We start from the raw sequence: 12,262 nt of genomic DNA, 5'->3' as shown, positions 1-12,262 counted from the left end.
GGAGCGGGTTCCGTGTGAACCGGGCGCGCTCTCGATGATGCGGAGCACCGAACCGGGGAGGAAGGCCGCGTTGAGGCTGGTACGGGCAGGACCATGCTGTACCGCCACACAGGGCGGAACGACGGGGACAATGGGCGGTATGTCGAGCAGCGATCGGACCGGGTTCGGGGAGTACCTGAGGCGGCGCAGGGCCGCGATGGGCCCGCCGGAGCCGCGGGGCAGTGTGCGGGCGTCCCGTCGGCGGGTTCCGGGGCTTCGCCGCCAGGAGGTCTCCGATATCGCGGGTATCTCAGTGGAGTACTACACACGCCTCGAACAGGGGAGGGTGCCCCGTCCGTCGCGCGAGACGCTCACCTCGTTGGCACGGGCGTTCGGTCTCTCCGACGCCGAACGCGACCACCTCTTCCGGCTGGGTGGTGAGCCCCCGCCGGAGCCGCCCTCTCCCGCCTCGGTCATTCGACCCGGGTTGCTGCGTCTGCTGCGTGGCCTCGACGACACGATGCCGGTCACCGTGCATGACGGACGACTCGATCTCCTGGCACGCAACAAGGCCGCGGAAGAGCTGCTCGGCCCCCTGACCGGCGTCGGTCGGTTCGGACGCAACATCGCCCACCAGGCCTTCACGACCACCGTGCTGTCGGACTTGCTCGGAGGCGACGGTGGGGAGCGGTTCCTGCGGGTCGCGGCCTCCGAACTCCGCACGGCGCTCGGCCGGTACCCCGATGACGACTACCTTCGCTCGTTGTTCGCCGAGCTCACCGCGACCAGCCAGAGCTTTCGCGACCATTGGGAGAAAGGGGAAGTCAGCGTTTCGAGATCCGAGATGAAACAAATGCGCCACCCGACCGACGGGTGGGCCCGATTCGAGATCGAGATGCTCCATGATCCCGAGCGTGACCACTGGATCATGCTCTACACGCCCCAGGACGACGAGTAGTCCTCCGACTACGGAAGACCACCGTAGACCAGGGGGTTCCGGAAGACCAAGTGGTCTCGTTGACCACCAAGCGCGCATCCGCGCCACCGTGCGCAGCGCCCTGTCCGACACGGTCGGCAGCCCGGAGCTACCGGCGATCTTCAACGCCGCCTCCCACGCCCGACTGCCGTCCTGTGCCAGGAAGAGCTCCTGATCTGGACAGCCGACCGCGTCTTCCGGTGGGAGAAAAACGGCACCGTTCCGGGCGAGGTGATGATCTGGACTCCCGATCAAACCATCCGCTTCTTGGACCACGCCCGCAGGTACGCCTGGCTGTACACCCTCTTCCACCTGATCGCCGTCAAGGGACTACGGCGCGGCGAAGCCTTCGGGGTGCCGTGGCCCAACACACGGCTGGTGGACGGCGAGATCGACATCCTCACCCAGGTCGTCCAGCTCGGGTGCGCGACCCACACCTGCACACCGAAGAGCACGGCCGGGAAGCGCACCATCACCCTGGACACGGCCACCGTGCGGGTGATGCGCTCATGGCGGCGCTACCAGCTCGAAGCGAAAATGGCCCTGGGATCGGAGTGGGTGGAGACGAGGCTGGTGTTCACCCAGGCGGACGGCCGAGGCTGGCACCCGGCCCAGGTCACCGACTGGTTCCGCCGCATCACCCGCGCCGCAGAGCTACCACCCATCACTCTCCACGCTCTCCGGCACGGGGCGGCGTCCATGAGTCTGGCCGCCGGGTGGATGTCAAGGTCGTCTCAGCTGAACTCGGACACGCCACGGCCCACTTCACCCAGGACACCTACCAATCCGTGTTCCCCGAGGTGGCCAAAGCAGCGGCCGAGGCCACTGCCGCGATGTTGAAACCCGCAGCGCACCGAGCCTGACCTCAAGTCGTCGAGCCCCGCTGGGAACAAGGTCGCACGCGACCCTCAGCGGGGTCCTCCTCGCCCCGCCCAAGGGGCCGACCTCGGTGGTGAGCTCCCCGGTGGCTCGGGTGTTCACCAGACCTACGTGCACCGCTCACCTCCCCCCGACCTGACACGTCAACGAAGCCGAGTGGTGGTCGCAGCGGGTGGCGTGACCGGACGCCGCGACCGCCCGCCGCTGCGGTAGAGTTGTCCCGGCGGCGGCCGGGAGTCAGGCTCCAGGTCGCAGCGCGGGCCTCTAGCTCAATTGGCAGAGCAACGGACTTTTAATCCGTGGGTTCAGGGTTCGAGCCCCTGGGGGCCTACCATGTTAGTTCCTGGAACCCTATAATTGCGGATCTGCGATGGCGGTCCAGAGCTATGGAAGTGCATGCCCCTCCCCGGCCGAGCAGATCAGCCTTGGGTCAGATTTGTGATTTGGCGTAGAGTTTACATCCGCCAAGAGCCTTGAACGTCCAGAAATTGGACTGTGCCGAGGCACCCTTCTGCCTCCTGTGATGAGACATCTGATTTTTCACAACCAAAGGTTGGAATGAGAGAAGGAGTGACCCTTCTGCCGAGCCTCCCGAGGGGAAATTTCATAGAATTCTCGGTACGCCCGACTAAAGACGGATGCACTAGAGAATCCCCACTTCCTCGATATATGATAGAGCGGGGTCGAATCTAATTCGGGGTCGAGTAGGTCACGCCGGGCCCCTTCAAGCCTCTCGCGGCGCAACCATGCATTCACGGTCATATTCTTTCCTCGAAAGATTCGATGCAGGTAAGAGGTGGATATACCGTGAACTTGCGCAACCATCTTAGGGGACAATTCTTGATCCCCGAGGTTGGATCTCATGAAATCTTCGATGCGGAGTAGTAGTGTATTCTCCCGAGTTTCCATCGGCAGTTTATCCTCTTCTTCCAGCGAATGCGCTAGAAGCCCAGATATTAGGTCGATTGTCACGGTAGAGAGTCGCTCGCCGTCGCGAGGGCCGTAGCACGAAGAGTCATGGGAGAGTTGAATCAGGAACCTTCTGAGGAGGGCGCCGTAGCCCTCCTGAGTTGACATTTTACTGCCGATCAAATTTTCTAACTTTCGGGAGTTTCCCAGCGAGGACTTCGGAACTTCTATACCGATACCCCTCTGCTTGGGCAGCCCCCATGCGGAGCGTATTCGGAAGGGGTGGGAGGTGTCGACCAGACTTATCTCGTGACGACGAACAGTGGTGGTACGCCTTTGGGACTCAATTTCTAGGCGGCCGTCCTCAACTAGGCTGAAGTGGTAGCATTCGGGATCCGATGTGCGGATGAGCTTTGATGTTCGGTTGAAAATTACGGGCTGGAAGACGGTGGGCCAGACAAGAACGCCATCCAGCAGCATCAATCTCTGCACCCCGCGGAAGTCATCAGTGCAATCGCTAGTGATATGAATAGGGGCGTGAGTCTTTCCTATCGCATCTCGCCAATAGTCGAAACGATCCGAGGGTTCAACCTCTGTGGTATCGAACTTGTCTTCAATCATCTTCCACCCTGTGGCATCAATATTGTGCTCAACGTACTGCACCGAGAAGTATTATCCAGGCACACGGGAGGCAATTCGGCTCTTTGCTTTTCCATGGCCATGATTGCGATCCGAATGATCTCGGCGGCCAGAATATTCGGTTTGGCGCGGGCCCACGAAAGCGCACGGCAGCATCTCGTCGACCGGCGAGCGTGCGGCCTTGGTGGTGCCGGTTGGAAATCTCTACGGCGAAATAGAAAACCCCTGCGAGTGCTGCGCCTGATCTTTGGCAAGGGGTGGTTTTCGATCGATATCAATATTGGGAAGACGCCTTTGCAGCATTGCCTGAGACTGCGCGGAAGGAAACTGTCGGGAAGCAGGGAATGTCCTTGCTCAACAAGTTTGACAAGAAGTGTCTCTGAGAATCCATAGCCTGTAGTGAACTCTTCTTTGCTCTGAGTGAACAGGAGGGAGGTGATGACTCACAGATATGAGGTACCGGAGTACGGTGCAATCTCCTCTATCGAGGGACTACTAGCTCACGTCTCGGGGACGGATGGCTTCTGTCGACCATGCCCCGGCTTGCGTGGGTAGGCGAAAGCCGTCCCCCACAAAGAGGAGCTCGCGTTGGGCAAGCAAGTCGGCTGGGCTTGTCAGCGGACAGCACCCTGACGAGACTGCCGACATCCTCAAAGCGTGGGCGAGGCTGCCGATCACACATAGAGGGGGCCAAGGGGAATGGATGCCTTTTGAGCAGCGCACCTGCTCCGAACTACGAGTTCGTCCCCCACCTGGTAATAATCGCGCGGGGCCGTGCCCGGGCTGCTCCAGGGCCGTGGCCGACGCCCTGCCTCACCGACAGCAGCGAAGACCTGTCGGCTGCGGATGGAACCCAGCCAGCAGATGCAGGACCTCACGCACCGCACCACCGCTTCCTGCTCTACAGCACCGTGCACGATCACGCCCCGAACACGCCGTTGACGGACGCCCAGAGGGCGCGCCTGGCCACGCAGGAACAGCTCAGCCACGTCGAGACCGAGTGCGCCCGGTCGGATCCGTTCCTACCGATCCGACCCAAGACGCCGAACGTCCTGCGGTTGCCCGCCAGGCCGACCGCGAGGAAGTCCCCCCAGACGGCGCCCCCGGCGGAGTGCTCCTCGTGCCTATCCGTTCTCTGACTGGTAGTCGCAGTGGAGTGAGGCCGCGTCACCATGGGTCGCGTCGCCGGTGGTCTCCATGACGTAGTCGACGGGAAAGGGGCACCAGGCCCCAGGTCGTGGGGGCTTCCTCAGCACCATGTCCAGGCTTATGGAGACATGTCGTGCCACCTCGGTCGGGGCATTATCGCCCCCGGGCCAGCGGGTGAGGGAGCGCGCTATGAACCCGTCACAGGGGCCGAGGCGCCCTCCCAGGATCGGGGCGGACAGGGGTCCGGAGCAGGTCGAGGATGTCGTCCAAGAAGACCGAGAGCAGGACGGCGACCATCGCCGAGGCCGCAGCCAGCACGGCCTCGCCCGGGGAGGGCCAGACGTCGGGGGTGTCCCCCGCCAGCGCCAGCGCGGCCATGGCAGTCAGTACCAGGTTGCGCACCGCGTGCGGCCAGCCCAGCGGCGTGCTCGAACGGCCGAAGCACGGACAGCGGATCGCGCGGCCGCTCAGCGCGGAGTAGGCGGCCAGCAAGGTGAACGATCCCAGCATCACGGCGGCGGCCGTCAGGGCGGGCACGCGCGCGAGCGGGCCGAGGAGCAGGGCCGCGCCGACGACGAACTCCGCGGCGACGTGGGCGTGGGAGGCCGCTCGGGGGGAGACCCGTCGACCTAGCTGCCCGAGCTGGCCCAGGAGGACCTGCCAGGTCTCCTGGTTTGCCGTGGAGCGGGTCTTGGCGACGGCGGAGACGAGCAGGACCCCCGCCACCGCCAGCTGGAAGGACAGGGAGAGGTAGGTGGGCATCGCTGGTCGGACTTTCTATGTCGCTGCGGGGCTGACGGGTCCCGGTTGCCGCGGAGCGCGCGTGGCTTCCACCTCTTCCACCCGCTCGGCCGAGACGGGCCAACGTTAGGCACCGGCGGAGTCCGCTGCAGCAGGAAGGGATTTCATTTGAGGATTATTTGAGCTGTGGGTTCTCGTGGCCTGCTGCGATGAGTCGTTTACCGCTTGCTTTTAACTTGTTCACGGAAAGTCAAGTCCGCGTGGAGCCAATGTGACTCCCCAGGTTGGCCTCGGGAAGAACGCGGTTTTCTCGGTTGCCTGTGCGTCAAGTTTTCTGGGACTGGATCCCCAGCAAGGGGAAGTTGGGGTGTAATGGGATTGAATGTCTGATTTCGTTTCCCCATGCGGACGGGCCCGACAGATGAACTTCGGAGAGGACTCCTCACATTCTTGAGATTTCATGTGAAGAAGCGGTTGCCTTCTTCGCGTTGGCTGCGTCTGGCGAAAAGTGACTCTCTTGTTTTCGGGGTGGCCTCCTGCTTCTATGGCCTTGCTCTCCGGAGGGCTGCTGTTGCTCGCGATAACTCGGAAGCCGCCCCGAGCGGTTTCCGTATCCGTGGAAGGACACGCAATGAGAAAGAAGTTCGCAGGGGTGCTCTCCCTCGCTGCGGCCGCCGTGTTCGCGTCGGCGCTGACCGCAGCCCCGGTGTCCGCGGCGACGCCGTCCCCGCAGAGTCACATCACAACCGGGACCGCCTCGGACGTGGAGGCCCAGCTCGTCAAGATCACGGCGATCACGCCCGCCCATGTTCGCACCGCACCCTACGCGGACGCTCACAGCGTCTGGAGGATGCAGCCAGGTCAGTCCATTTACGTGAGCTGCTACGTCATCAACAGGCACGGAAATGTCTGGTACCGCACCCAAGGGGCCAATATCCACTACACCTACAGCCATCACTTCCCCTCCTACCCCGGTATCTACAAGTGCTAGCTCTTCGGGGCACCTGGCTCCGGTGGATTGACCTCGATGTCGCTTGATCGCCCTACACATTCGTGGTCCTCGGAAATTCTTTTCACCAGCTTCACCAGACCTCCGAACGCAGGGATTTTACGGACACGCTGGTGTTCGTAATTCCCTGTCGCGCCCGCCGAAGGGGCGGACGCGAATCATGAGAAAGGTACGTTTATGGGATTCGCTACACGGATTTCGGACCGATTCCTCGACAGGATCGCCCCCAAGGCGACAGCGAAGGCCGACCAGTTCGAGTGCACTTACCAGTACAGCTGCCGACTGCCTCTCTGTGGCCCCAGGCGTGTCTACAACTCCCGGTACCAGCGCATGGTTTGTGCTGGCACCAACGGGCCGAGCTACGGGCAGTGGCAACTGATCGGCTGCTGCGGGTAGGGCCCTGACCCATTAAAGGGGCGTGGTGCCGGTTCGACATCCGGTACCGCGCCCCGCCCGGCCCGCTCCCCTGCGAGCGCCGGAAGCCGCGCTTCCCCGTGCCGGACACCTGTGCCCGGCACGGCACAGCCCCGCCCCGCGCACGGGACCCCCATAGAGCCAGCCCCACGGAGGTCACATGGACAACATCACCGGCGCCGTCGTCCTCATCGGCGTCGTCTCCGTGCTCAACCTCGTCCTGACCCTGGCGGTCATCCGCCGCCTGCGGGAGACCAGCCAGGACGTCCGGTCGGCGTCCGCCTCGGGCCCCGCCACCCTCGACGAGCTGCCCGCCGGTACGCCGATCCCGTCGTTCCGGGCCACGACCCCGGAGGGGAAGGAGGTCACGTCCGATGAACACCTCGGGCAACAGACCGTCTACGCGTTCTTCGACACCAGCTGCACGATGTGTAAGAGCCGCCTGACGCCCCTGGTGGAACGGGCCAGGCACAACGGTCTGACCCCAGAGCAGGTCGTGGTGGTCATCGGTGACGCCGACGGCAGGGCCGACGAGTACACGACCCTGCTCGACGACGGCGTGACCGTGATCGTCGAGGAACCGTTCGGACCGGTGGCCCAGGAGTTTCCCCTCCAGGGAGTCCCCACCTTCATCCTCGCCGACGAGAGCGGCAGGGTCACGCGCTCCGGTCCTGATCTGGACGCCGTACCGGCGGTGGCGCGCTGATGACCGCGACGGACGGGGGGTCCCGCGACGGGGAGGCCGGAACGCGGTTCAGCCTCACGTCGGCGGGACAGGCGTTGGGAATCGCTTGGCGGGCCGCTCCCGTCAGCCTGGTCCTGTACGCCTGTGTGACACTCGTGCTCGGGCTGGCCCCCGTGGCGACCGCGGTACTGACCAAGTGGCTCTTGGACGCCCTTCAGTTCCCGGGTTCGCAGGGGCCCCTCCCGCCTCTAACGGCCTCCCCCCTGGTCCTCGTCGTGGTCATGGGGGCCCTAGGGGCGGTACTGGCCCTCGGCGCGCACCTGTCGACCTATCTGTCCGCGCGCATCCAGCGCGGCGTAACACTCGTAGTTCAGGAGCGCCTATACACGGCGGTCAACAGGCTGGACGGCATCCGCAGGTTCGAGGACCCCCGTTTCCTCGACCATCTGCGCATGGCGCAGCAGGCAGCCAACACCGCACCGCAGGAGGCGGTCCGCGCGCTCTCGGGGACCCTCCAGGGGGCGCTGACCGTGTTCGGCTTGCTCGGTGTCCTGGTGCTGATCAGCCCGGTCGTCGCCGCCGTCACCGTCGTTGCCGGAGTGCCCGCGCTCCTGGTCCAGCTGTCCGTCAGCCGACAGCAGAACCGGCTGATGTGGCGGATCAGCCCCCGGTTCCGCCGACAGCTCTTCTACCAGGCGCTCATCCTGGACCTGGCCGCCATCAAGGAGACGCGCCTGTTCGGCACGGGCGGCTTCCTCCTCGGGAGGATGCGCGACCAGACCCGGAGCATCAACAGGGCGGAGGACCTGCTCGACCGAAGGGTTCTCGTATCGCAGGGTCCGTTGGCGCTCCTGGGCGCACTGGTCGCCTCCGGCGGGCTGGTGTGGATGATCGGCGCTACCCTCCGCGGCGACTTCACCATCGGTGACGTCAGTGCGTTCGTCGCGGCGGTCGCGGGCGTGCAGACCGGCCTGGGGGCCATCGTCACGGAGTTCACGGCCGGTTACCAGGCGATCCTGCTGCTGGGGCACTACCGACGTGTGGTGACCGTCGAACCCGACCTTCCCGCGGACCCCGCGCCCGTACCGATCCCACCCCTGCGGGAGGGGATCCGGATCCAGGACGTGTGGTTCCGCTACACCGAGGAGGGGCCCTGGGTCCTGCGGGGGGTGTCGCTGACCATCCCCGTCGGTGCCACCCTCGGCGTAGTCGGACTCAATGGGGCGGGCAAGAGCACCCTGGTCCGGCTCCTGTGCAGGATGTACGACCCGGACAGGGGCCGGATCCTCTGGGACGGCCTCGACATCCGCCGCTTCGACGTCGGGGACCTGCGCTCACGGATCAGCGCCGTGTTCCAGGACTACATGAACTACGACATGTCGGCGCGGGAGAACATCGCCATCGGAGCCCTGGACAGCCTGGACGACACCGGAGCGGTCCGGCGGTCCGCCCACCAGGCGGGGATCGGAGAGCACTTGGAGTCGCTGCCCCACGGCTACGAGACCATGCTCTCCCGGGTCTTCCTCCAAGGCGAGGAGGGCGGGGTCGAGGAGGAGGGGGTGACGCTCTCGGGCGGCCAGTGGCAACGCGTGGCCATCGCACGGGCGCTGATGCGCAGCCGCAGGGACCTGCTGTTCCTGGACGAACCCAGTTCGGGGCTGGACGCCGCCGCCGAACAGTCCGTTCACGAACGCCTCCGCCGCTTCCAGACGGGAGCCACAACGATCCTGATATCCCACCGGATGGGGGCCGTACGTCACGCCGACGAGATCGTCGTCCTCGAGGACGGGCAGGTCACGGAGACAGGGACGCACGACCGGCTCATGGAGCTCGGGGGCGAGTACCACCGGCTGTTCTCCCTCCAGGCGTCCACGTACACGGGCGCCCCCGCAGTCCGGGCGGAGGGGTGATGTCCCTCGTGCCCGCCGTCGGCGTCCTGGGCTCGCTCCTGCTGACTACGGTCCTCGCGTTCGCGTGGGCCAGGTTCAGCTACGCCGTCATCACGGTTGAGGGCAGGAGCATGTCCCCCACACTGGCTCCGGGTGATCGTGTCGTGGTCAGGCGAGGTCGGGGAGGGGCACGAGGGAACGCCGTCGTCGTCGTGCGCGAGCCTCGCCACGGACGAGGGTGGGCTGGGAACCCGCCGGTGCGTGCGGGGGAGGCGGTCTCCGGTACGGAATGGTACGTCAAGCGCGTGGTCGCCGTGGCCGGGGAGCCCTACCCGCCCGCTCTCGGTAGGTCGGGGCGTGTGCCCCCGCGGCACCTGGCCCTGTTGGGCGACAACGTGCTCAGTACGGACTCCCGAGAGTACGGGCCGTGTCCCGAGCACCAGGTCCTGGGGGTTGTGGTCCGGCGTGTGGGGGGAGAGTGATCCGGCGGAAGGCGTCGTCCGCCAGAGCTCCCGCGCCGGCACCAGCAGGCCGAGACAAGCAGGTGGCCGTAGGACAGGGTGTGTGCTGTGGTTCCCCAGAAGGCGCTCAGGGCGCGTGGCGCAGAGGGCACCGGCAGCCGCCTCTGACACGCGCCCCGGGGAGATCCCGGAGACTTCCCTGATATCCCCACGGACCCCTGGCAGCCGTCGACGCACCCACCTAAGGTCCTGTCCATGTGGACAGCAAACGATCCATACGGACAGCACGCGCACCCACCGGTCGACAGCGGTCGGCTGCACTACCTCGACCACCTCAAACTCCTGCTCATCGCACTCGTCGTGCTCCTCCACGCGGCACAGCCCTACGGCCCCGCCGACTGGTGGTACTTCGAGGGCCAGGCCCAGGCGCCGCTGCTCTCCAACGCAGCACTCGTCGCGGGCACCTTCCTGATGAGCCTCTTCCTCCTGATCTCCGCCTACCTCGTCCCTGCGACCTACGACCGCAAGGGCGCCAAGGCCTTCCTGGGCGAACGCTTCCGGCGGTTCCTGCCACTGGTGCTCATCGGCTTCCTGGTGGTCGTCCCGGTCCTTATGTACGCCTATTACCTGAACTTCCGTGCCCACCCCGACGTCGGCTTCGCCACCTACTACGCCGATATCTACATGGGCGGCGCCGAACGACCGCAGGGCTGGTCCGGCCCCATCTGGCCGGACCGCCAGTTCGCCCACCTGTGGTTCATCCAACACCTGCTGGTCTACGCCGTCCTGTACTCCTTGTGGCGCACCATGACGACACGGTCACGGCTCCGGACCCTCTCCTCCACGGACACCGTGCCCCGGGCCCCCTCGACCGCCGCGATCCTGCTCTTCGTGGCTCTGATGGCGCTGGCGACCTTCACCGTGAGGATCTGGTACCCCGTGGACACCTGGGTCCCGCTCCTGGAATTCATCCAGGCCGAGCCCGCCGATCTGGTCCTGCAGTCCTCCTTCTTCGTGGCAGGCCTCCTCGCCTACCGACAAGGCTGGCTCATGGCCTTCCCCGACCGCGCCGGGTATGCCTGGCTCGCCCTCGGCACGGCGCTCGCCGGAGCCCACCTGGCCTACGGTGGGGAACTGGGCGTGTGGTACGCCGACGGTGGCTGGAACACCGGCTCCCTGCTGTGGTCGACCGTGGAGACACTGATGTGCGTGTCCTTGTCCATCGGTTTGATCGTGCTGTTCCGCCGCTGGGCCGCCCGGCCGAGCCGGTTGCCGCTCGCCCTGTCGGCGCTGGTCTTCACCGTCTATCTCTTCCACGTTCCGGTGGTCGTCGCCCTGCAGTACGCGGCGGATGCCCTCACCGTGGGCCCTTGGGGGGGTTTCGCCCTCTCCGCTGGCGGTGGCCTGGTGGTGAGCTTTGCGCTGGCCTGGGGCGCCAGTCGAACCCCCTATCTGCGCAGGGTGGTGTGAGCGACGCCCGGTCAGTGAGGCGGCTAGGCTGTGCGCCCATGACGCACAGTGCCGATCTCACCGGCCGGGCCCGCATCCGGATGTCCGCGCTGCGCCTATTCGCCGAACAAGGCTTCTCCAACACCTCACTCCGCGCCATCGCGGCCGACGCCGACGTCTCCCACGCGTTGGTCCGGCACCATTTCGGCTCCAAGGAGAATCTGCGCGAGGTCGTGGACGAGGACGTCATGGACGCCTTCGACACGGCTCTCTCCGACGTCGGCGCGCGAGAAGGCGAGCCAGAGGGCCTCGCCGCTTTCGGCGAGGCCAGCGCTAGGTTGTTCGGAACAGATCAGGTCCGGCGTGAATACCTCCGCCGTGCCTTGGCAGAGGGCAGCGACCTGAGCGCCCGTCTCTTCGCCCGTCTGCTGGAGGGGGTACGGCTAAGGCTCTCGACGATGGGCGCCACGGACGAGCGGTGGGCCCCCTACCAGGTACTCTTCCTGATACTGGGCCCCATGCTCCTGGAACCGGTGATGCGACCGGGTCTGGACACACCGGTTTTCGACCCCGCAGTGGTCGCCGACCGCAGCGCGGCCAATCAGCACCTGCTCACCCACGGGATGTTCGCCAGGGACTGAGGTACACACCAGACGAGCCGACCGAAAGGTCGCCCGGCGGACGCGCGCGAGAATTCGTCGCAGCACACCAGGGATCGGCCTCTTGATGTCTTCTGGGGCCGTGGTTAGCGGAGTCTCTTGAAGGAGGCCGAGGGAGCGCAAGTGGGAGGTGTGTGGAGCAGGCCCTCGTGAAGGCCTTGCCAACCTCGAGACACGGGCGAGGCTGGCGAGCGCACATGGAGCGAACCCAAGGTGGAATGGGCGCCCGATTTGTGCAATGCACCCGCTCTGAACTGCGGGTTTGTCGCGGCTAAGCGGCGTGATCACGCTTATTAAAAGTCCGTTGCTCTGCCAATTGAGCTAGAGGCCCGCGCTTCGACCTGGAGGCTGCCCCCGGCCGTCGCCGGGACAACTCTACCGCAGCGGCGGGCGGTCGCGGCGTCCGGTCACGGCCACTCACCGC

General features: G+C 65.5%; 10 protein-coding genes and 1 tRNA gene. 9 read left to right on the top strand and 2 right to left on the bottom strand.

Features of this window, described 5'->3' with window-relative positions:
* The first annotated feature begins 139 nt into the window (after nt 1-139).
* The 3 genes from ACFW3L_RS04015 to ACFW3L_RS04005 all read left to right on the top strand — a co-directional run bounded on the left by ACFW3L_RS04015 (nt 140) and on the right by ACFW3L_RS04005 (nt 2,168).
* Nucleotides 140-937, top strand: a complete 798-nt coding sequence (locus tag ACFW3L_RS04015; RefSeq protein WP_378736083.1) for a helix-turn-helix transcriptional regulator — start codon at nt 140-142, stop codon at nt 935-937.
* Between the two features lie 285 nt (nt 938-1,222).
* Nucleotides 1,223-1,795 (top strand): tyrosine-type recombinase/integrase, encoded by a 573-nt coding sequence (locus ACFW3L_RS04010; RefSeq protein ID WP_378736081.1) that lies wholly within the window; start codon nt 1,223-1,225, stop codon nt 1,793-1,795.
* 297 nt (nt 1,796-2,092) lie between these two features.
* A tRNA-Lys gene (locus tag ACFW3L_RS04005) sits at nt 2,093-2,168 on the top strand.
* A gap of 206 nt (nt 2,169-2,374) precedes the next feature.
* Here ACFW3L_RS04005 and ACFW3L_RS04000 read toward each other — a convergent pair.
* Both ACFW3L_RS04000 and ACFW3L_RS03995 read right to left on the bottom strand, forming a co-directional pair.
* Nucleotides 2,375-3,406, bottom strand: coding sequence for an AraC family transcriptional regulator (locus tag ACFW3L_RS04000; protein ID WP_378736079.1), 1,032 nt, complete (start codon nt 3,404-3,406; stop codon nt 2,375-2,377).
* 1,323 nt (nt 3,407-4,729) lie between these two features.
* Nucleotides 4,730-5,293: a MauE/DoxX family redox-associated membrane protein gene (locus tag ACFW3L_RS03995; protein WP_378736076.1), complete on the bottom strand. Its 564-nt coding sequence runs from the start codon at nt 5,291-5,293 to the stop codon at nt 4,730-4,732.
* Nucleotides 5,294-5,903: 610 nt separating this feature from the next.
* Here ACFW3L_RS03995 and ACFW3L_RS03990 point away from each other — a divergent pair.
* The 6 genes from ACFW3L_RS03990 (at nt 5,904) to ACFW3L_RS03965 (ending at nt 11,820) form a co-directional block, all read left to right on the top strand.
* Nucleotides 5,904-6,263: a hypothetical protein gene (locus ACFW3L_RS03990; RefSeq protein WP_378736074.1), complete on the top strand. Its 360-nt coding sequence runs from the start codon at nt 5,904-5,906 to the stop codon at nt 6,261-6,263.
* Nucleotides 6,264-6,855: 592 nt separating this feature from the next.
* Nucleotides 6,856-7,401 carry a hypothetical protein gene (locus ACFW3L_RS03985; protein WP_378736072.1) on the top strand — a complete coding sequence of 182 codons (546 nt, stop codon included), beginning with the start codon at nt 6,856-6,858 and terminating at the stop codon, nt 7,399-7,401.
* Nucleotides 7,401-9,290 (top strand): ABC transporter ATP-binding protein, encoded by a 1,890-nt coding sequence (locus ACFW3L_RS03980; protein WP_378736070.1) that lies wholly within the window; start codon nt 7,401-7,403, stop codon nt 9,288-9,290. Before ACFW3L_RS03985 ends, ACFW3L_RS03980 begins: the two co-directional genes overlap by 1 nt.
* Nucleotides 9,290-9,751, top strand: coding sequence for a S26 family signal peptidase (locus ACFW3L_RS03975; protein ID WP_378736068.1), 462 nt, complete (start codon nt 9,290-9,292; stop codon nt 9,749-9,751). The genes ACFW3L_RS03980 and ACFW3L_RS03975 overlap by 1 nt, the downstream gene beginning before the upstream one ends.
* 234 nt (nt 9,752-9,985) lie before the next feature.
* Nucleotides 9,986-11,200, top strand: a complete 1,215-nt coding sequence (locus ACFW3L_RS03970) for an acyltransferase family protein (protein WP_378736066.1) — start codon at nt 9,986-9,988, stop codon at nt 11,198-11,200.
* A gap of 38 nt (nt 11,201-11,238) precedes the next feature.
* Nucleotides 11,239-11,820, top strand: a complete 582-nt coding sequence (locus tag ACFW3L_RS03965) for a TetR/AcrR family transcriptional regulator (RefSeq protein WP_378736064.1) — start codon at nt 11,239-11,241, stop codon at nt 11,818-11,820.
* The last annotated feature ends 442 nt before the right edge of the window (nt 11,821-12,262 follow it).

The organism is Nocardiopsis sp. NPDC058789 (assembly GCF_042745575.1).
GTDB classification, from domain to species: domain Bacteria; phylum Actinomycetota; class Actinomycetes; order Streptosporangiales; family Streptosporangiaceae; genus Nocardiopsis; species Nocardiopsis eucommiae.
Note: the sequence above shows the minus strand (reverse complement) of the source record. Positions and strands in the feature narration are given on the sequence as shown.

Bases quoted from the DNA above. Each gene is read 5' to 3' on its own strand.
- ACFW3L_RS04015 (WP_378736083.1), top strand. From the start codon at position 140: ATGTCGAGCAGCGATCGGACCGGGTTCGGGGAGTACCTGAGGCGGCGC.
- ACFW3L_RS03995 (WP_378736076.1), bottom strand. From the start codon at position 5,293: ATGCCCACCTACCTCTCCCTGTCCTTCCAGCTGGCGGTGGCGGGGGTC.
- ACFW3L_RS03990 (WP_378736074.1), top strand. From the start codon at position 5,904: ATGAGAAAGAAGTTCGCAGGGGTGCTCTCCCTCGCTGCGGCCGCCGTG.
- ACFW3L_RS03985 (WP_378736072.1), top strand. From the start codon at position 6,856: ATGGACAACATCACCGGCGCCGTCGTCCTCATCGGCGTCGTCTCCGTG.
- ACFW3L_RS03980 (WP_378736070.1), top strand. From the start codon at position 7,401: ATGACCGCGACGGACGGGGGGTCCCGCGACGGGGAGGCCGGAACGCGG.
- ACFW3L_RS03975 (WP_378736068.1), top strand. From the start codon at position 9,290: ATGTCCCTCGTGCCCGCCGTCGGCGTCCTGGGCTCGCTCCTGCTGACT.
- ACFW3L_RS03970 (WP_378736066.1), top strand. From the start codon at position 9,986: ATGTGGACAGCAAACGATCCATACGGACAGCACGCGCACCCACCGGTC.
- ACFW3L_RS03965 (WP_378736064.1), top strand. From the start codon at position 11,239: ATGACGCACAGTGCCGATCTCACCGGCCGGGCCCGCATCCGGATGTCC.